16 protein-coding genes, 1 tRNA gene and 1 riboswitch are annotated in these 19,582 nt (G+C 42.5%); all 17 genes read right to left on the bottom strand.

The features are described from left to right. Window positions 1-250: 250 nt before the first annotated feature. Window positions 251-338: transfer RNA gene (locus LIZ66_RS08555), tRNA-Ser, on the bottom strand. 176 nt (window positions 339-514) lie between these two features. Further along, the gene (locus LIZ66_RS08550) at window positions 515-1,252 is read right to left on the bottom strand and encodes a lysophospholipid acyltransferase family protein (protein WP_226837752.1); all 738 of its coding nucleotides are present in this window, start codon (window positions 1,250-1,252) and stop codon (window positions 515-517) included. A 125-nt stretch (window positions 1,253-1,377) separates the two neighbouring features. Further along, the gene (locus LIZ66_RS08545; RefSeq protein ID WP_148463032.1) at window positions 1,378-1,935 is read right to left on the bottom strand and encodes a hypothetical protein; all 558 of its coding nucleotides are present in this window, start codon (window positions 1,933-1,935) and stop codon (window positions 1,378-1,380) included. Window positions 1,936-1,950: 15 nt separating this feature from the next. After that, window positions 1,951-4,503: a DNA gyrase subunit A gene (gene gyrA, locus LIZ66_RS08540; RefSeq protein WP_173716663.1), complete on the bottom strand. Its 2,553-nt coding sequence runs from the start codon at window positions 4,501-4,503 to the stop codon at window positions 1,951-1,953. 15 nt (window positions 4,504-4,518) lie between these two features. Beyond that, the gene (gene gyrB / locus LIZ66_RS08535; RefSeq protein ID WP_148463034.1) at window positions 4,519-6,441 is read right to left on the bottom strand and encodes a DNA topoisomerase (ATP-hydrolyzing) subunit B; all 1,923 of its coding nucleotides are present in this window, start codon (window positions 6,439-6,441) and stop codon (window positions 4,519-4,521) included. 255 nt (window positions 6,442-6,696) lie between these two features. Next, window positions 6,697-7,542 carry a 16S rRNA (cytidine(1402)-2'-O)-methyltransferase gene (gene rsmI / locus LIZ66_RS08530; RefSeq protein ID WP_173770010.1) on the bottom strand — a complete coding sequence of 282 codons (846 nt, stop codon included), beginning with the start codon at window positions 7,540-7,542 and terminating at the stop codon, window positions 6,697-6,699. 52 nt (window positions 7,543-7,594) lie between these two features. Then, window positions 7,595-8,335: a tRNA1(Val) (adenine(37)-N6)-methyltransferase gene (locus LIZ66_RS08525; protein ID WP_173770011.1), complete on the bottom strand. Its 741-nt coding sequence runs from the start codon at window positions 8,333-8,335 to the stop codon at window positions 7,595-7,597. Then, window positions 8,328-9,227, bottom strand: coding sequence for a PSP1 domain-containing protein (locus LIZ66_RS08520; protein WP_118580868.1), 900 nt, complete (start codon window positions 9,225-9,227; stop codon window positions 8,328-8,330). Before LIZ66_RS08520 ends, LIZ66_RS08525 begins: the two co-directional genes overlap by 8 nt. 1 nt (window position 9,228) lies before the next feature. After that, window positions 9,229-10,218: a DNA polymerase III subunit delta' gene (holB, locus tag LIZ66_RS08515; RefSeq protein ID WP_118580865.1), complete on the bottom strand. Its 990-nt coding sequence runs from the start codon at window positions 10,216-10,218 to the stop codon at window positions 9,229-9,231. Between the two features lie 217 nt (window positions 10,219-10,435). Continuing rightward, window positions 10,436-11,020, bottom strand: a complete 585-nt coding sequence (locus tag LIZ66_RS08510; RefSeq protein WP_118580862.1) for a nucleoside/nucleotide kinase family protein — start codon at window positions 11,018-11,020, stop codon at window positions 10,436-10,438. A gap of 17 nt (window positions 11,021-11,037) precedes the next feature. Beyond that, a complete protein-coding gene (locus LIZ66_RS08505) occupies window positions 11,038-12,636 on the bottom strand; it encodes an aminotransferase class I/II-fold pyridoxal phosphate-dependent enzyme (RefSeq protein WP_226837755.1) in 1,599 nt (532 codons plus the stop codon). A gap of 172 nt (window positions 12,637-12,808) precedes the next feature. Further along, window positions 12,809-13,972, bottom strand: a complete 1,164-nt coding sequence (locus tag LIZ66_RS08500) for an RNA-guided endonuclease InsQ/TnpB family protein (RefSeq protein ID WP_226837756.1) — start codon at window positions 13,970-13,972, stop codon at window positions 12,809-12,811. Further along, the gene (locus LIZ66_RS08495; protein WP_195409535.1) at window positions 13,920-14,360 is read right to left on the bottom strand and encodes a MerR family transcriptional regulator; all 441 of its coding nucleotides are present in this window, start codon (window positions 14,358-14,360) and stop codon (window positions 13,920-13,922) included. The genes LIZ66_RS08500 and LIZ66_RS08495 overlap by 53 nt, the downstream gene beginning before the upstream one ends. A 115-nt stretch (window positions 14,361-14,475) precedes the next feature. Continuing rightward, window positions 14,476-15,165: a response regulator transcription factor gene (locus LIZ66_RS08490; RefSeq protein ID WP_187565414.1), complete on the bottom strand. Its 690-nt coding sequence runs from the start codon at window positions 15,163-15,165 to the stop codon at window positions 14,476-14,478. Continuing rightward, window positions 15,162-16,310 (bottom strand): sensor histidine kinase, encoded by a 1,149-nt coding sequence (locus tag LIZ66_RS08485; protein WP_202187714.1) that lies wholly within the window; start codon window positions 16,308-16,310, stop codon window positions 15,162-15,164. The genes LIZ66_RS08490 and LIZ66_RS08485 overlap by 4 nt, the downstream gene beginning before the upstream one ends. Before the next feature lie 272 nt (window positions 16,311-16,582). After that, the gene (metK, locus tag LIZ66_RS08480) at window positions 16,583-17,782 is read right to left on the bottom strand and encodes a methionine adenosyltransferase (protein ID WP_173718499.1); all 1,200 of its coding nucleotides are present in this window, start codon (window positions 17,780-17,782) and stop codon (window positions 16,583-16,585) included. A gap of 141 nt (window positions 17,783-17,923) precedes the next feature. Further along, window positions 17,924-18,025, bottom strand: a riboswitch (SAM riboswitch). 152 nt (window positions 18,026-18,177) lie between these two features. After that, the gene (locus LIZ66_RS08475) at window positions 18,178-19,470 is read right to left on the bottom strand and encodes a UDP-N-acetylglucosamine 1-carboxyvinyltransferase (RefSeq protein WP_118580853.1); all 1,293 of its coding nucleotides are present in this window, start codon (window positions 19,468-19,470) and stop codon (window positions 18,178-18,180) included. Window positions 19,471-19,582: the final 112 nt, after the last annotated feature.

Genomic DNA, 19,582 nt, shown 5'->3' with positions numbered 1-19,582 from the left:
AATTTTCGAGAATCGTATGTGTTTCACTGTTTAGTTATCAAGGTTGTTTCGCTGTCATTTCTTTGCGACAGCTTGTTTATTTTACCTCATCTTATTTTGTTTGTCAAGAACTTTTTTAAGTTTTTTTCAAAACTTTTTTGATGAAGTTTTTTGTCTTTGTTGACGACTTGTCCACTTTATCACAAGTAGGAAGCTTTGTCAACCACTTTTTTTAATTTTTTTAAATTTAAAATTCAAAAAAATTAAAAAACGGAGAAGGAGGGATTTGAACCCTCGCGCCGCGTTAACGACCTATACCCTTAGCAGGGGCACCTCTTCGGCCTCTTGAGTACTTCTCCAGTCTCCGAACTACTTAACCAATGTTAAATTGTGGAGTTGCGCATCTTTTGTAGCGCATTTGTTATTATACTTAAAAGATCACTTCTTGTCAACATCTTTTTTAAGTTTTTTATTTTTTATGCGAATTTCGGTGCGGAATCATGCGAATACATGATTTCTGTGCATCGCGAAGCGGTTACTGGTTACAAAGTGAACAGTTACTATTTTCATTTGCCCGGATAGTCTCTTCAATTCTTCTTTTTACCTCTGCGGCAATCTCAGTTGATTTCATATCTTTATATTCTTCATATTCCATGGGCTTCAGAAAATGCACCTGAACATTCAGCATTTTTGCAGAACCGGTATCAAATGCTTTATAAGAATCAATCAATGCAACCGGTACAATCGGACATTTTGCTTTCATAGCAGCCTTAAAACTTCCGCCTTTAAATTCCTGAGGATGGTTTCCATTTTTGCTTCTGGTCCCTTCTGCAAAAATAAGATAATTTCTTCCTGCTTTTACTTCTTTCGTTACATTAATGATCACCTGCATAGATTGTTTAATATCTTCCCTGTCAATCAAAAATGCTTTCATACATGAAAATACCTGCTTCAAAAACGGTACATTTCCAACTTCCTTCTTTGCAACTACTGAAAAAGGTACCGGGCAGACCTCCATTATGGCAAGCACGTCATATAATCCCTGATGATTCGGATAAAACATAAATCCATTTTGCGAAGGTATATTTTCTACTCCATGACCGTCTATATGAAGATTTCCTCCACGATTAGCTGCATGGTCAATTTTTTTCAACATGGCATAGCGCTGTTCCTCTGTGTATTTATCCACATGCGCAGCATACCAGTTCAGCATAATCCAATAATATGGTACGAATATAATATTCTTCAGTACCATTACAATGATTCTTTTCATTTCCAAGCTCCTTTCCTCTATGCAAAACTCCCCTATGAGATAAAAATATTTTTTCGATCCCATATCAGATCACGATATGAAAAAGGGCCACTGCAAGATTCAATCATCCTGCAGCAGCCTCCCTTCTACTCTGCATCCAGCTTATTCGCAATTTTCTCCTCATACCCCGGGTTCTTTTTGATAAATACATTGTATGCTTTCGTATAAGTCTTATAAGAATCTGCAGTCATAAACTTGGCATAGTCATCTGCAGCCTGATTCCGCAGATCATCTGTGATCTCGGAAGGTGACATTACATAGTATTTACCATCTTTTTTCTCCGTCATATAGGTTCCTACGCATGGATACTCCTGGTCATTTTCCAATACCAGATTGTAAATAATGTACACGTAAGTATAATCGCCGTTTTCGGAAAGAATATCGCACTGTTCTACTTTTACTTTTGTTGGATTATGAGCAGCAAAATATTTTAAAGTAGCATCAATCTCATTCTGTAGAAGTTCATTGGTATCCTTTTCCTGAGAATAACACTGCTTCACCTTCTTCTCACTTCCGCTTACGTAATTCTTTATAAGAGCTTCCACTACTCCCTCCGGCGATTTATGATTTACGCCGCATCCGGACATTGCCATGATAAGCATCATGGCAACACCCAGGATTAAAATTCTGGTTCTTTTTTTCATACTTCACAGATTCCTTTATTCTGCATCATTTGTATCCTGTGAATCCTCTTCTTCGAAAACTTCCTCAGTCTCCTCAGTCGGCTCCTCACTGCTGCCGTTCTCCGTATTTCCCTCTGCTTTCTCGCGAACCTTGGCAAGACTTGCCACTGTTACACCCTCATCCAGATTGATCAGCTTCACTCCGGAAGTGATTCTTCCAAGAATAGAAATTCCGGCACAGGTAATACGAATAATGATTCCTTCTGTAGTGATCATCATAATCTCGTTTTCTTCATTGACAGCTTTAGCACCAATCACATTACCGGTTTTCTCGGTAATCTTGTAACACTTCACACCCTTACCGCCACGGTTCTGGCAGGTAAATTCACTCATAGCAGTACGTTTGCCCATACCATTTTCAGATACTACAAGCAGGTAATCTCCCTGAGAATTCAGCTGCATTGCCACAACCTCATCTCCAGGATCAAGATTCATACCACGAACACCCATGGAGCTTCTTCCGGTACTTCTTACATCGGTCTCCTTGAAACGGATGCACATACCATCTTTCGTTACAAGCATAATATCTTTTGTATCGTCTGTAGCCTTAACTTCAATAAGCTCATCATCATCACGAAGTGTGATTGCCACAAGACCTGTCTTACGTACATTGGCATATTCTTCCATAGGTGTCTTCTTCACAAGACCAGCCTTAGTTGCCATAACCAGATACTTGCCTTCTTCGAATTTACGCATAGGAATAACAGATGTAATGCGCTCACCTGGCATAAGCTGCAGAAGATTGACAATTGCAGTACCTCTTGCAGTTCTTCCTGCTTCAGGGATCTCGTATGCTTTCAGTCTGTATACACGTCCTGTGTTGGTAAAGAACATCAGATAATGGTGAGTAGTAGTCATAAGCAGTTCTTCGATATAATCGTCATCGATGGTCTGCATTCCCTTGATTCCACGTCCACCTCTGTTCTGGCTGCGGAAATTATCTACAGTCATTCTCTTGATATAACCAAGTTTTGTCATAGTAATGACAGTATTTTCCCTTGGAATCAGATCCTCTGTGGAAAGATCATAGACATCATATCCGATGGCAGTTCTTCTCTCATCGCCGTATTTGTCAGCGATTGCGAGGATTTCTTCCCTTACAACACGAAGAAGGAGATTTCTGTCTGCAAGAATTGCCAGGAATTTGCGGATCTTCTCCTCTAATTCTGCATATTCTGCTTCCAGCTTCTCTCTTTCCAAACCGGTGAGAGCTCTCAGACGCATATCTACAATAGCCTGAGCCTGCACATCCGTCAGTTCGAATCTGTCCATCAATTCCTGCTTCGCAATCTGAACGTTGCGGGCAGCACGAATGATCCTGATAACTTCGTCGATATTATCCAGGGCTTTCAGCAAGCCTTCCAAAATGTGGGCACGTTCCTGCGCTTTATTCAGATCATATTTGGTTCTTCTGGTAACAACGTCCTCCTGATGAGCCAGATAATGCTCCAGAAGCTCTTTCAGATTCAGTACCTTTGGTACAAGACTGTCGCCCTGAGGTACCACACAAAGCATGATAACGCCAAAAGTATCCTGCAGCTGGGTATGCTTGTACAGCTGATTCAGAACAACATTTGCATTGGCATCTTTACGCAGGTCAATACAAATACGCATTCCCTCACGGCTGGAATGATCATTCAGGTCGGTAATTCCATCAATCTTTTTATCACGGACAAGCTCTGCGATTTTCTCGATCAGCCGGGCTTTATTTACCAGATATGGAAGCTCCGTAACGATAATACGTGATTTTCCATTTGGTAAGGTCTCAATATTCGATACTGCACGTACACGGATCTTGCCGCGGCCTGTGCGGTATGCCTCCTCGATTCCCCTTCTTCCGAGAATAGTGGCTCCTGTAGGGAAATCCGGGCCTTTTACAACGTCAAGAAGCTCTTCAATTGTGGTTTCTCTCTGCTCCTCGATGGTATTGTCAATAATTTTTACAACAGCATTAATAACCTCACGAAGATTGTGAGGCGGAATATTGGTAGCCATACCAACAGCAATACCTGTAGTACCATTGACCAGCAGGTTCGGGAACCTGGAAGGAAGCACCTTTGGCTCTCTCTCAGTTTCATCAAAGTTTGGCTGGAAGTCTACAGTATCTTTATTAATGTCAGCAAGCATCTCCATGGAAATTTTGCTCAGGCGGGCCTCAGTGTATCGCATGGCAGCTGCGCCGTCGCCGTCCACAGAACCGAAGTTTCCATGTCCGTCAACAAGAGTATAGCGGAAAGACCAGTCCTGGGCCATATTTACAAGTGCTCCGTAAATAGAGCTGTCACCATGAGGATGATACTTACCCATGGTATCACCAACGATACGGGCACATTTACGATGTGGCTTATCCGGACCGTTGTTCAATTCGATCATAGAATACAGCACTCTACGCTGTACCGGTTTCAAACCATCTCTTACATCAGGAAGTGCTCTTGAGGCAATAACGCTCATAGCATATTCGATGTAAGATTCTTTCATGGTTTTCTCCAGATCCACATCATGGACCTGGTCAAAAATCTTGTCATCCATATTGTTCTATCTCCCCTAGATATCCAGATTCTTTACAAAGCGTGCATTCTCTTCGATAAATTCACGTCTTGGTTCTACCTTGTCACCCATAAGTGTGGTAAATACAAGGTCAATTTCGGAGGTGGCTGCCTCATCCATTGTAACGCGGAGAAGAATACGCTTCTCCGGATCCATGGTAGTCTCCCAAAGCTGCTCTGCATCCATCTCTCCCAGACCTTTGTAACGCTGGATCTTATTGTTGGAGTCTCGTCCTATCTCTGTAAGGATGGCGTTCAGCTCATCGTCATCATAAGCGTACCATACCTTCTTGTTCTTCTCGATCTTGTACAGCGGCGGCTGTGCCAGATATACATAGCCCTGCTTGATCAGTTCCGGCATAAATCTGTACAGGAATGTAAGAAGCAGTGTGGCAATGTGGGCACCGTCAACATCGGCATCAGTCATAATGATGATCTTGTGATATCTCAGTTTGGAAATATCGAAATCATCATGAATACCGGTACCAAAGGCTGTGATCATAGCCTTGATCTCTTTGTTTGCATAAATCTTGTCCAGACGGGCTTTCTCTACGTTCAGTATTTTTCCACGAAGAGGAAGGATAGCCTGTGTAGCACGGTTACGAGCTGTCTTCGCAGAGCCACCCGCGGAATCACCCTCTACGATATAGATTTCGCAATTCTCCGGATTCTTGTCCGAGCAATCGGCAAGCTTGCCTGGAAGGGACATACTGTCAAGGGCAGACTTCCTTCTGGTAAGATCTCGGGCCTTACGCGCTGCCTCTCTGGCTCTCTGGGCAAGTACAGACTTCTCTACGGTTGCCTTGGCTACAGCAGGATTCTGTTCCAGAAAAATCTCCAGCTGTTTGCTTACAACACTGTCTACAGCTCCTCTGGCCTCACTGTTGCCAAGTTTCTGCTTCGTCTGGCCTTCAAACTGCGGATTGCCAATTTTAACGCTGACAATGGCTGTCAGGCCTTCTCGGATATCATCACCGGAAAGGTTTGGCTCGCTGTCCTTGAGAAGCTTATTCTTTCTGGCGTAATCGTTAAATGTGTTTGTAATGGCATTTCTGAAACCAGTAATATGGGTACCGCCTTCAGGAGTATTAATATTGTTTACAAATCCGTAAGTATTCTCTGTATAAGAATCATTGTGCTGCATGGCAACTTCAACCGCCACACCGTCCTTCTCACCCTCGCAGTAAATGATCTCCGGATAAAGAGCTTCTTTACTTCTGTTCAGATAAGTTACAAATTCACGGATACCACCTTCATAGTGGAAAGTTTTCTCCCGTTCCATACCTTCCCGCTTGTCAGTAAGAATGATCTTCAGACCTTTGGTAAGAAAAGCCATTTCACGAAGCCGCTGTTTCAGGATATCGTAATCGTATACAGTCTCCTCGAATATCTGCTTGTCCGGGAGGAAAGTAACAGTAGTTCCGGTAGAATCACCACATTCTCCAACTTCCTTAAGCGGATACATTGTCTTACCACGCTCGTAACGCTGCTCATATCTCTTTCCATCTCTGCAGATTGATACTTCAAGCCATTCAGAAAGTGCATTAACAACGGATGCACCTACACCGTGAAGACCTCCTGATACCTTGTATCCTCCACCGCCAAACTTACCGCCGGCATGAAGAATGGTAAATACCACCTCTACAGCTGGAATGCCGGCTTTATGATTGATTCCTACCGGAATGCCTCGTCCATTGTCTACAACTGTGATGGAGTTATCAGGATTGATCGCTACATTTATTTCTGTACAGTAACCAGCCAGTGCCTCATCTACGGCATTGTCCACGATTTCGTATACAAGATGATGGAGACCACGGCTGGATGTACTTCCAATGTACATACCTGGTCTCTTACGTACGGCTTCCAGACCCTCCAGAATCTGGATTTGGTCCGCTCCGTATTCTGTATTTGTTTCGCCCATGATATTCCTCCTGTTATGATCTATTAAAAAGTTACAGGAATTTACGGCTCATTTCTGCTGCCAGATCTCATTCCTGTTTTTGCGCATAAAAATACAGATTTATTATAGCACAAAATCCCCGTTTTTGCCAGTTAAAAGCCATTTCAAGATGTAAAAAAAACGGCGTATTTTCAACGGATATCCGTCAAAAATACGCCTTATCTCACCCTGTATGTCTGCTTGTCAGGAATAACACCTGCCAGAACAGTTTCTTCTCTATTTTTGCAGCAAAAGCGCCTGGTAAATATCTCTTTTTGTCACACCTCGATCCTTTGCAACCATCTTCATTGCCTCTTTGCGTGCGATTCCCTGATTCTCATAAATCGCCATATGATCCTCAATGGAGATGTCTTTCCAGGATTCCTGTGATTCCTGTTCCATTTCCTTTCGGCTTCTGCCCTCGATCACCAGAACACACTCTCCAAGGGGCTTCTGATCTTTGTAAAAAGCAATCAGATCTTCGATTGTTGTCCGAAATGCCGTTTCATGCTTCTTGGTAAGCTCACGGCAAAGAGTCATTCTGCGGTTTCCAAGAGCCTGGTACAATTCCTGCAGGGTACCAACCAAGTGATGGGGTGCCTCATAAAGGATGATGGTGCGGGTTTCGTTTTTCAACTCTTCCAGAATGGCTTTCCTCTCTTTTTTATCCGGGGGTAAAAAGGCCTCGAATGCAAATCTGCGCGTGGAAAGTCCGGACAGGGTAAGAGCCGTGATGCATGCTGCCGGTCCTGGAAGAGAAGTTACTTCAATTCCGGCATCGTAACACATAGCAGCCAATACTTCCCCTGGATCAGAAATTCCAGGTGTTCCCGCATCTGTGATCAGAGCCACATTCAGCCCCTCCTGCATTTTCTCAATGAGGGTGTAGGCTTTCTCCATTTTGTTGTACTCATGGTAACTGGTCATTGGAGTTTTTATGTCAAAATGATTGAGAAGCTTGATACTGTTGCGGGTGTCTTCCGCAGCGATCAGATCCACTTCCTTCAGAACACGGAGCACGCGAAGCGTAATATCCTCCAGATTTCCGATTGGCGTGGCACATAGATATAATTTACCACTCATATTTTTCTCCCTTCTGCAATCATCTGTTTTTCATTTTTTATTTGCGATATTTTTAAATCATATCGTACATTTCCAGAATTTCCTTCGTATAAACTCCCGGCTTTTCATATACGATCAGCGGTCTTTCCACGGTAATCCGGGAATTGCCGCCTTTCAGGGCTTCTATGAGCACCATATTAGGCTCCCTGTCAATGTATGGATAAACAAGCTGCATACGCTTAGGCTCCAGCTTATATTTCGTCAAAACCTGCATAATTTCTGTCAGTCTGAACGGTCTGTGTACCATGTAAAAACGCCCTCTGTCTCCAAGAAGCTTCGAGGCCTGGCTTACCACATCCTCAAGAGTACAAAGGATCTCATGTCTGGCGATTGCCTTTGGCATATGCGGATTGGTCAGTCCATGCTGCCCGATCATGTAGGGCGGATTGCATGTGACAACATGAAAAGAAGCTGCCCCGAAAATACTGACAGCCTCCTTAATATCACCTTGTCTGATACTGACCCTGTCCTCCAGGTTATTGTATTTCACACTTCTTGCTGCCATTTCAGCACACTCTTCCTGGATTTCCAGACCTGTGAAATGCTCTCCCATAGTCTTGGAAGCAAGGAGTACCGGAATAATACCAGTTCCCGTTCCCATATCGAGAACCTTCTCTCCCTTCTTCACTCTGGCAAACCCAGATAAAAGAACAGCGTCCATACCGAAGCAGAATTTCCGGGGATCCTGAATGATATAATAGCCATTCTGCAGATCATCTACCCGCTCATTCTCCTTCACAAGATCATTAATCATCTAATTTGGAATCTCCCTTTTTATCTTCAAGATCCTTCAGTTCCTTTAATTCCTGTTCAGAGACTTTTACTTTCTTTTTTCTGGAACGGAATTTCAGTTCTCCTACAGGGAATTCCTGAATTTCTTTCTCATCACCAATTTCTACTACTACCTTTACAAGCTGGCGGAGTACATTTACACTCTGTACATTGCCCTGGATTCCGTCTGGAGTAGTTACCGTATCTCCGATTCCCGGAAGTCTGCGATTCAGCTCCTCATAGGTCTCCTGCTCATTCTTCAGACAGCACATCAGTCTTCCGCATACACCTGAAATCTTCGTCTGGTTCAGAGAGAGATTCTGTTCCTTGGCCATTCGGATGGATACAGGTGCAAACTCGGAAAGATAAGTATGACAGCAGAGACATCTGCCGCAGATACCGATTCCTCCAAGAATTTTTGTTTCATCTCTTACACCAATCTGGCGAAGTTCAATTCTTGTCTTAAAAATAGATGCAAGATCCTTTACCAGCTGGCGAAAATCAATTCTGCCGTCTGCTGTAAAGTAAAACAACACTTTATTGTTATCAAAAGTATACTCTGCGTCAATCAGCTTCATCTCAAGTCCATGCTCGCGAATCTTCTTCTGGCAGATCTTGAAAGCGTCCCTCTCACGCTCCCTGTTATACTTCTCTCTTTCATCATCGTCTTTGGTAGCCACACGAAGCACTTCCTTCAAAGGATGTACCACCTGGTCATCCACCACATCCTTAGGTGCAAGCACCACCTTTCCATACTCAACACCGCGGGCAGTCTCCACAATTACATGATCGCCCGGTTTCACTTTATAGTTCTTCGGATTGAAGTAATAGATCTTACCTACATTCCGAAATCTTACGCCTACTACTTTTGCCATTCTATTTCTCCCTGATTGTAAGGAACAGAAGCTCAAGAGCAAGTTCTGTATTTACATTGGCACGAAGACGTACTTTTGTTTTCTCCAGTGCATCCAGAATCTTCTCCAGGTTCTCATAGGAACGCTGGCTTGCCTGTTCCCTTATATAATTTATTTCCTGCTTAAATACAAGATTATCAACTTCCCGTGTAGCCTTAAACATCAGTACATCACGGAACCAGAACTGGAAAAGATCCAGATAGTCACTGATGTTCTGCTTGTCATTGGAAAGCTCCTTGATTGCTTCTGTAAGCTCATATACTTCCATTCCATCTGCATTCTTCAGGATGCGGAGTGCATTCTGGGTCATATCTGCAAACTCCTGGGAAGTAGCTACCTGTTTCGCTCTGCCAATACTGCCATGAGCATAGGAAGCATCGATCTCAGCCTGATAATCCGGTATATGGAGATGCTCCATCAGGTACTTCTTTACCAAACCGTCATCTACAACCTTCAGATCCAGACGTACACATCTGGAACGAATGGTCGGCAGCAGAGCATCAATATTGCTTGTGAGAAGCATGATAACTGCATATTCCGGCGGCTCTTCAATGGTCTTCAGAAGAGCATTCTGTGCCTGGGGATTCATCAGCTCTGCATTTGCCACAATATAAATCTTGTATGGGCTGCAGTATGGCTTAATATCCACATCATTGATAATCTGTTCCCTGATTTCGTCAATTGTAATCACATTTGGCTTCTCATGGGTCACCATAATGATATCCGGGTGATTCTTACCGATTGCCTTCTTGCAGGAATCACAATGTCCGCAAGGCTCCGTACCGCCCTCTTCACACTGCAATGTCATCGCATAGGTTCCTGCCAGCAATTTCTTTCCAGAACCAGGGTCACCTGTAAAAATATACGAATGGGACACTTTCTCTGTCTGTATGGCATTCTTCAAATGTCTGATTATCTCTTCATGTCCTATAATGTCGTTAAACCCTAACATCGGAATCACCTCACCCTATCATTTTCGCTATTGTCAAAGGCTGCGGTCAGCACCCCTGCATAGCTTATTTTGTACAAATACACTCTAAATGTATTTACCCTTTAATTCTATCATGTACGACAAAATCATGCTATAGTTTTTTGTGAATTTATTCACTTATCAACAAAAAATGTGTTACTGTTCACTCCGTGACCAGTAACGCGCTTCGCGATGCACATTATGCCTGTCTAATATATTCAGCAATTTCTTCTACACATTCCTCCAGATCAACATTCTGGAATTTTCTCGTAATCCCGGCAGCAGCAATTTTTTCTTCGGAAAAATCCTCCTGATCTGCAAGAAATCTTCTGCACATTTCCTCATAGCGGGGTATCTCCTGACCACGCTCTCTTTTCAATGCTCTTGCAAGACGCTCTCCGTCCTCCACTTCGATATAAACAGGACAAACATTCTCTTTTCCATAGTATTCTCTCATTTTCACATAAGATTCAAGTGTACCGATTCCCAGATAGTCAGCATTTTCCAAATCCACCTGACCGTCATCTGCTGTAAAATAGTTCCAGATTCCATGTACTGTATGATAAGCTCTGGCCTCGATCAGATTTCCGCTGCTTCGAAATTCTTCCAGCTTTTTATCATCCACGAAATAGTACTGTTTACCATTCTCTTCCTCTGCACGGATTGGGCGGGTCGTATAAAGAACCAGCTTCTTAAGTCCCAATCCCTCATGTGCTGCCAGCCTGGCATATATATGATCCTTACCAGATGCGCTTTTTCCCATAATGTAAAATATTTTTCCCATAATGTATCAGGCAGGGGTTACACCTCTGCCTGCTCCTTTACTACGCTTATTGTTTCGTTATTTTCTCCGCAAAGACCGTGAAGATTCAGTCCCTGTTCCATATATCTTCTCACATTCCTTGTAAAAAGTCCAGTAATCTGTTCGCCTGGAACAATAATGGGAATCCCCGGCGGATAAAGATATACAAATTCTGCGGCAATTTTCCCTGCACTTTCTTCCAGAAGACAAAGCTGGGATGGGGCATCCATTGCCCTGGAAATGGACATAAGCTGCTTCATAGGACCACACTTGCAGGCATATTTTTCATTTCGCAAGCCATCGCTGCGGGTATCCTTTTTTTCACATCTTTCACAATCTTCAGAATTACATTTAACACACTTCTGCCTTTCCACTTCCGGTACATAATCTGAATTTCCAACAGCTATTTTCTCTGTTATATTCCTGCTCTTCTCTGCCAGTTCAGCTTCCTGTCTGTCGATTTCTTCTATAGCTTTGCAAAGTCTCCGGAATCCTTCCCTGGTGTCTCCAACTGCTGCCAGCGCAAGCACATAATTCTCTGTAGTCATCTCAACTTCCAAATGATATTTTCTTCGAAGGATTCCCGCAAGTTCCGGACCATTTAAACTGCTGTGCAATGTGGACAGAATCAGCTTAGAGCGGTCATAATCAAATATTTCTGTTGTGCCCTGTTCGTCCTTTTCTTCCCCAGTCTCTTCCGGTGTCTGTAACAGACGTATATACCTGCGCTGACCAAGCTGTCTGCGGGCGGCTTCCAGATTTTCCGTAAATTCATCAAATAATCGTCCGCTGTCTTTTTCCAGCTTCGCCACACAGGCATCCAGACTGGACATAAGTATATAAGACGGACTGCTGGTCTCATAAATTCCAAGAAATCTGCGGATCAGCTTCTCACTTACACGTTCACTGCACAGATGAAGCACTGCAGTCTGGGTCATGGCCGGCAATGTTTTGTGAAAGCTCTGGATCACCACATCTGCTCCCAGATCTGCTGCTGAAACAGGAAAATAGTCAGAGAATCTGAAATGAGCGCCGTGGGCTTCATCCACGATCAGCGGAATTCCATGTTTGTGGGCAGTTTCCGCAATCTTGCGCACATCTGAAACCACACCATCATAAGTAGGCGATGTAATAAGGACTGCTTCAATTTTCGGATTTTCCTCAAGATATCTTTCCACACGGGATACGGAAATTGAACCATTTATCCCCAAATCGTTGTCAGATTGTGGATAAATATATGTGGGAACCAGTTCCCGAAGGTAAATTGCGTGGTAAACAGCCTTGTGACAGTTTCTGGCCACCAGAATCTGTCCACCCTTTTTCACAGATGCGGAAATGGCAGTAAGAATTCCTGCCGTACTTCCGTTGACACTAAAAAAACTTTTCCTTGTGCCGTACATTCTGGATAAAGCATTCTGCGCTTCAAGTAAAATTCCCTCAGAATGATGCAGATCGTCGAATCCGTCTATTTCTGTAATATCACGTTCAATAGGAAAATCCCCCTCTATGCACGCCTTATTCCGCTTGTGACCAGGCATATGGAAAGGATAAAAGTCGGATTTGCCGTAGTTCTCCAATTCTTTATATAGTCTTCTCATTTTACCGTTACTGAAAACTTATAAAAAGTTATAAACTTCTATGTTTCATTCCTACTTCAACAAGCATGCTTTTGATGATATAAATATCTATCTACTCACAAGTTCTTGTACTCTCCATAGGCGTAAATTCCGGACTAACGTATCCGTACATATTTGCATTAACGTTTCAGTGTCAGCTTGCAAATTTTTCTCCATAAGTCTTGAGATTTATAGATGCCTGGAAGTCTCTGTCAATCATATTCCCACACTCACATCTATAAATCCTGTCGGATAATTTCAGATCTTTTTTGATGTTTCCACAACAGCAGCAAAGCTTTGATGATGGATAAAACCGATCAGCCACAATAATCTGAATTCCTTTATCACTGCATTTGTATTCGAGCTGTTTTCTAAACCCAAAAAATCCCTGTTCCTGGACTGCTTTGGATAAATGTCTATTTTTCATCATTCCGCTGACATTCAGATCTTCAATACATATAAATCTTGGTTTTCGATTTATGATCTCAGATATGGTCTGATTCAAATAGTTTTTACGGATATTTGTTAATCTATGATTTCGTTTTAATAAAAGTTTTTCCTTTTTGATTACATTATTTGTTTTACAGTAGCTTTCTCCTTTCTTATTTTTCTCGTAAGAACGAGAGATACTACGCTGTAATCTGCGTTTCTGTTTTTCTAGTCTCTTTAGTTTCTGACTCTTATTGATGTTCTTATACTTGGTTCCATCAGAGCAGACAGCCAGATCTTTGATTCCCAGGTCTATGCCGATTCCGTCATCATTAAGTGTTTCCCTGCAGTCAGGAAATTCCACACATACACTGATCCACCAGTTCAATCCGTCAAAAGATATTCGCGGATTCATATATTTAGCATCTGTCGGAATCCTTTCATGTTCTGCAAGTCTTACCCAATTCATTTTTTGTTTATTGGCTTTCCTGCTGGAAGAAAAGCCTTCAAATTTAATGTGGGTATTACTGAATCGTATCTTAACGTTGTCCTGATAGAACTTTGGTATTGATCTCTTTCTGGACTTGAATCTTGGGAATTTCTGCAAACCCTTAAAAAAGTTCTTATACGCAGTACAGGCATCTTTGATCGCCTGTTTGGTTACATTATTTGAAATACTCAGTAACCATGCACATTCATCAGAATGTCTAAGCTTTGTAAATTCTTTTCTGAGTTCTGCATCTGAAAGGAATTTCCCGCCTTTTTCATGGTTTACTATTTCCCTGGCCAAAGCCCAGTTATAAGCAAATCTTGAAGCACCTGCGTACTGAAACATCTTAGTTTTCTGTACATTGTTTGGTATCAGCATTACTTTTATGGCTTTTACCATCTGCTTCCTCCTGTATCAGTTCCCGGATCAGTTTCTTAGCTTTATTCGCTCGTTTTCCTTGTAATTTACAACTGAATACTGTGATTACCTGAACCAGATCTTCAACAAGTTCCTGCTGTTCGGATTTTTCAGTATTATCAATAATCTCAATCTGTCGTTCCAGGTCATCTTTCTGTTTATGGCTGAAAACGCGACAATATCCAATTGTAATGCGGTTTTTAGGCTTTACATTTATTACCTGGTTGAGTTGCTCATCAGAATAATATCTATAGCCACTTACTGTAGTATGATGCGGATGAAGTTTTCCATTGGCATCCCAATTTCGTAATGTCTGGGCAGATACGCCTATAATTTTTGAAAATTCATGTATAGAATAATATTTACTCAAAGCATCAACTTTCAATAATATTCTGCTCTAATATTTTATAAAACCCAACATGTACTTATATGATTTTATAATTTATATTTAACTGTTAATAGCCTCTCAATTTTCTCAGAAATTATCACACTTTAAATCTGTATCCCACGCCCCAGATGGTCTCGATATACTGCGGCTTGGCATTATTATACTCAATTTTCTCACGGATTTTCTTGATATGAACCGTAACTGTGGCAATATCACCTACCGATTCCATATCCCAGATTTTCCTGAAAAGCTCTTCCTTTGTAAAAACTCTGTTTGGATTCTGGGCCAGGAATGTGAGCAGATCAAATTCCTTGGTGGTAAAAGTTTTCTCCTCGCCATTTACCCAGACGCGGCGGGCAGTCTTGTCGATCTTGATTCCACGAATCTCAATAATATCGTTCTTTTGCGTGGTGGAGCCGATCAGACGATTATAGCGATCCATATGTGCCTTTACTCTGGCAACAAGCTCGCTTGGGCTAAATGGCTTGGTCATGTAATCGTCAGCCCCAAGTCCAAGACCGCGGATCTTGTCAATATCATCTTTCTTCGCGGAAACCATAATGATCGGAGTATTCTTAGCTTCTCTTACCTGGCGGCAGATTTCAAACCCGTCTATTTCCGGCAGCATCAGATCCAGAATAATCAGGTCAAAATCTTCTTTCAGTGCCATATTAAGCCCCAGATCACCTCTGTTGCAGATTATAACTTCAAATCCTGAGAGCTCCAGATAGTCTTTCTCAAGCTCTGCAATTGCTTCTTCATCTTCAATGATCAGAATTCTGCTCATTTCATTGGTACCTCCTGGTATTTTCTAAGTACAAAATACATGATCGTGCCGATTCCAAGACGGCTTGTGGCCCACACTTTTCCCCCATGGTCTTCCAGAATTTTTTTTACAATGGAAAGACCGATTCCGCTTCCGCCTTTGGAAGAATTTCGTGAAACATCTGTACGGTAAAAACGGTCGAAAATATAAGGCAGATCTTTCGGACCAATACCTTTTCCATTGTCCTCAATCTCAATCTGGATAAAATCACCCACATCCTTGATTCGGATCTGAATGATTCCTTTAGGCTTGTCCATATATTTGATAGCGTTGCTGATAATGTTATGGATAACGCGGCGGATCTGCTCCCCATCGGCAATTACCATAACGTCTTTTTCCACGTAGTTGGCATAAACCAGCTCAATTCCCCTGGTCTCAAGTTCCAGACCAACTTCTTCTGAACAATCTTCAAAATAATCTTCCACATTTAGTTTACTGAAGGTGTAAGGAATGCGGTTGGTATCGATTTTGGAATAAAAAGTCAGCTCGTTGATCAGATGATCCATCTCATTTGTCTTGTTGTAGATGGTGCGGACATAGCGATCCATTTTCTCAGGGGTGTCTGCCACTCCATCCATGATTCCCTCTACATATCCTTTCACTGCTGTGATCGGAGTTTTCAAATCATGGGAAATGTTGCTGATCAGCTCTCTGTTCTCTTTTTCTATAAGGCTTTTTTCTTCTGTAGATTCTTTCAGACGGCGGCGCATTTCCTCGAAATCCTGACAGAGCTCAGAAAATTCGTCTTTTCCTTCTACATCCAGAACGAAATCCAGGTTGCCCTCTTTTATATTCTGCGTCGCTTTTTTTAATTTAACCAATGGAACGGCAATGCTGCGATATACCCAAAGACCAACTACCAAAGCAACGGAGATCAGGATTACAAACGCACTGATAAACAAATCCTTGGCCATTACATGTACCCTGCCCTGACTGTCGGCTGAGTCTGTTATGGAAATATCATATACTGTTCCATCGCTCTCAGTCACTGCCTGTGTTTTCTGCGCCTGTGACTGGCTGAATCCATACAAAGTGGCGGCAAACAGAAGCAGAGGCATAAGAATGATCATGGTGAATCCCAGAATGATTCTTGTTTTTAGCTTCATAACAGTTCTATCCTTTTTCTTCTTTTTACGGAAATTTTCAACAGCTTCCCTGTCGTATGAAGCTGCTTCACCGGATTTATATAGATTATAGCATAAAGCTCTGATTTCATCTCTTAATTTTCTATAAAAAATAGCTCTATAATATTCAGTTTTTCAACATAAAAAACCTGGAAAAGACTTCTTCTGCTATATACCAGTCTCTTCCAGGCTCTAACTTTAATATGGAATTTTCAAGCAGGCTTCAATACAAGCCATTTTCTTTTAACCAAATTTTACGCAAGATATTTCTTCAGATCATCAACCTTGTCCAGATGCTCCCACGGAAGATCTACATCTGTACGGCCGAAATGTCCGTATGCAGAAGTCTGTTTGTAGATCGGGCGGCGGAGATCAAGCATTTTGATGATTCCAGCCGGACGAAGGTCAAAGTTCTCACGGATGATCTCTACCAGTTTCGCATCAGATACTTTACCTGTGCCAAATGTTTCTACATGAATAGAAGTCGGATGTGCAACACCAATTGCATAGGAAAGCTGGATCTCGCACTTGTCAGCAAGACCTGCTGCAACAATGTTCTTTGCAACATAACGTGCTGCATAAGCTGCAGAACGGTCAACCTTTGTGCAGTCTTTTCCGGAGAAAGCACCGCCGCCGTGACGTCCTGTTCCGCCATAAGTATCAACAATAATCTTACGTCCTGTAAGACCGCTGTCGCCGTTTGGTCCACCGATAACGAAACGTCCGGTCGGGTTGATAAAGTATTTCGTATCCTCATCTACCATGTCTGCCGGGATGATCTCATCAAATACATATTTCTTGATGTCCGCATGGATCTGCTCCTGTGTAACATCCGGGTCATGCTGAGTGGAGCAAACTACTGCATCAATACGGCTTGGTTTTCCATTCTTATCATACTCAACTGTTACCTGAGTTTTTCCATCTGGTCTTAAATATTTCAGAGTGCCATCTTTACGGACTTTTGTCAGCTGACGGGAAAGTTTGTGTGCCATGTTGATTGCGTATGGCATGTATTCTTCTGTCTCGTTGGAAGCATAACCAAACTGGATTCCCTGGTCACCAGCTCCAATAGAGTCAAGCTCGTCCTCATCCATCTGATTCTCTTTCTGCTCAAGTGCTTTATCAACACCCATTGCAATATCAGCAGACTGTTTATCAAGTGCTGTGATTACCGCACATGTATCAGCATCGAATCCGAATTTTCCACGAGTATAACCAATCTCGCGGATTGTCTCTCTTACGATTGACTGGATATCGATATTTGCCTTGGAAGTGATCTCACCCATAACCAGAACAAGACCTGTTGTAGTTGCAGTCTCGCAGGCTACACGGCTCATCGGATCCTGTGCGATCAGAGCATCCAGGATGGCATCAGAAATGGCATCACAGATTTTATCCGGATGACCTTCAGTTACAGATTCGGAAGTAAATAAGATTTTTTCTTTGTTTTCCATTCTTTTGTTTTTCCCTTTCTTCGATGGAGCGAAAATTTCCAAAACAGCTAATATCTATCGCTGCATTGTATGTTTTCCGCGAAAAAAAGAACAGCCCGGACAAGCGGACTGTCTTATAAATGACTTTTTATATAAACAATCCTCTTATTGTTCGATCACTCGCTCAGGTTGGCACCTTCCTCTCTTTCGAGGGGTTGCCGTGGCTTCATAGATCCTATGTATCTCCACCACTCTGAATAAAAGGCTATTCTTCAGTTTTCCTGTTGCAAGCAATACAATATACTGATTGCTTATAATTGTCAATAGACATTTAACGTCTTATGACTATTTTTCACCAGATTAAATCTGATACTCAACAGATCAAGGCTGTCAGGCTGCGATCTGAAATTAACAATTCACCCTACACGCAGGCGGAATTTCTGGATATCCTTCTCACTGGAAACTCTCTCGATCTCTGCGCCAAGGCTGCGAAGCTTCTCTTCGAAGTTCTCATAGCCACGCTGGATGTAAACAATATCATCCACAATGGTGATTCCCTCTGCTGCCAGTCCTGCAATAACAAGAGCTGCCCCAGCACGAAGATCCGGTGCACTTACTCTTGCACCAGTAAGCTTATTCACGCCATCAATAATTGCGGAATTGCCTTCAACCTTAATACAGGCTCCCATTCTGGAAAGCTCGTCTGCATATTTGAAGCGATTCTCAAAAATACTCTCAGTTACGATGCTGGTTCCCTCTGCAAGTGCAAGGGTAACCGCAATCTGCGGCTGCATATCAGTCGGATATCCCGGATATGGAAGGGTCTTCACATGAGTGCGATGAAGTCTGCCCACTGCACGTACACGTACGGCATCATCAAACTCCTGAACTTCACATCCGATTTCCTCAAGCTTAGCTGTAGTAGCTTCGAGATGCTTTGGAATTACATTCTTAACTGTGACATCCCCACCGGTAGCTGCTGCAGCGAACATAAAGGTTCCTGCCTCGATCTGGTCCGGAATGATGGAATACTCTGTGCGGTGAAGCTTCTCAACACCCTTGATACGGATCACATCTGTACCAGCACCTTTGATATTGGCTCCCATGCTGTTCAGGAAGTTGGCAACATCTACTACATGTGGCTCTCTGGCAGCATTCTCAATAATCGTACGTCCTGGTGCAAGAGATGCTGCCATCATAATATTGATGGTTGCTCCTACAGAAACTACATCCAGGAAAATATGGCTTCCATGAAGATTAGATGCCTCGGCAACAATGGCTCCATGAAGAATATCAACTTTCGCACCAAGGGCTCTGAAACCTTTCAGATGCTGGTCAATCGGACGGCTTCCGATATTGCAGCCACCTGGAAGAGGAACTTCTGCTCTTTTATATTTGCCAAGTAATGCACCAAGAAGATAGTAAGATGCACGGATCTTCTTAATATACTCATAATCTACACTTACATCACCAATGGTAGAACCATTGATCTTAACAGTTGATTTATTGATTCTGTCAACCTGTGCTCCGATGCCAGCTATTGCCTCCAGTAAAACGTTAATGTCTCTGACGTCAGGCAGATTCTCGATGAGAATTGTCTCATCCGTCATAATGGCTGCTGATAAAATAGCCAGCGCTGCATTCTTTGCACCTGCTATCTCTACTTCACCAACAAGCGGATTTCCACCTTTAATCACATACTGTTCCATAATACACCTCTATTATTCTTACTCCGCGAGCCAAAAAGGCTATTGTCAATTTCTCTACAATAACCTGACAGCCCTCCTCTGATTTACAGTTACTCTTCACTTCGTTCAGCGT

Source organism: Blautia faecis (assembly GCF_020554845.1).
GTDB classification, from domain to species: Bacteria; Bacillota; Clostridia; order Lachnospirales; family Lachnospiraceae; genus Blautia_A; species Blautia_A faecis.
The sequence above is the reverse complement of the archived record's forward strand: the minus strand, read 5'-3'. Positions and strand labels throughout refer to the sequence as shown.

Bases quoted from the DNA above. Each gene is read 5' to 3' on its own strand.
- LIZ66_RS08550 (WP_226837752.1), bottom strand. From the start codon at position 1,252: ATGAAAAGAATCATTGTAATGGTACTGAAGAATATTATATTCGTACCA.
- LIZ66_RS08545 (WP_148463032.1), bottom strand. From the start codon at position 1,935: ATGAAAAAAAGAACCAGAATTTTAATCCTGGGTGTTGCCATGATGCTT.
- gyrA (WP_173716663.1), bottom strand. From the start codon at position 4,503: ATGGATGACAAGATTTTTGACCAGGTCCATGATGTGGATCTGGAGAAA.
- gyrB (WP_148463034.1), bottom strand. From the start codon at position 6,441: ATGGGCGAAACAAATACAGAATACGGAGCGGACCAAATCCAGATTCTG.
- rsmI (WP_173770010.1), bottom strand. From the start codon at position 7,542: ATGAGTGGTAAATTATATCTATGTGCCACGCCAATCGGAAATCTGGAG.
- LIZ66_RS08525 (WP_173770011.1), bottom strand. From the start codon at position 8,335: ATGATTAATGATCTTGTGAAGGAGAATGAGCGGGTAGATGATCTGCAG.
- LIZ66_RS08520 (WP_118580868.1), bottom strand. From the start codon at position 9,227: ATGGCAAAAGTAGTAGGCGTAAGATTTCGGAATGTAGGTAAGATCTAT.
- holB (WP_118580865.1), bottom strand. From the start codon at position 10,218: ATGTTAGGGTTTAACGACATTATAGGACATGAAGAGATAATCAGACAT.
- LIZ66_RS08510 (WP_118580862.1), bottom strand. From the start codon at position 11,020: ATGGGAAAAATATTTTACATTATGGGAAAAAGCGCATCTGGTAAGGAT.
- LIZ66_RS08505 (WP_226837755.1), bottom strand. From the start codon at position 12,636: ATGAGAAGACTATATAAAGAATTGGAGAACTACGGCAAATCCGACTTT.
- LIZ66_RS08500 (WP_226837756.1), bottom strand. From the start codon at position 13,972: ATGGTAAAAGCCATAAAAGTAATGCTGATACCAAACAATGTACAGAAA.
- LIZ66_RS08490 (WP_187565414.1), bottom strand. From the start codon at position 15,165: ATGAGCAGAATTCTGATCATTGAAGATGAAGAAGCAATTGCAGAGCTT.
- LIZ66_RS08485 (WP_202187714.1), bottom strand. From the start codon at position 16,310: ATGAAGCTAAAAACAAGAATCATTCTGGGATTCACCATGATCATTCTT.
- metK (WP_173718499.1), bottom strand. From the start codon at position 17,782: ATGGAAAACAAAGAAAAAATCTTATTTACTTCCGAATCTGTAACTGAA.
- LIZ66_RS08475 (WP_118580853.1), bottom strand. From the start codon at position 19,470: ATGGAACAGTATGTGATTAAAGGTGGAAATCCGCTTGTTGGTGAAGTA.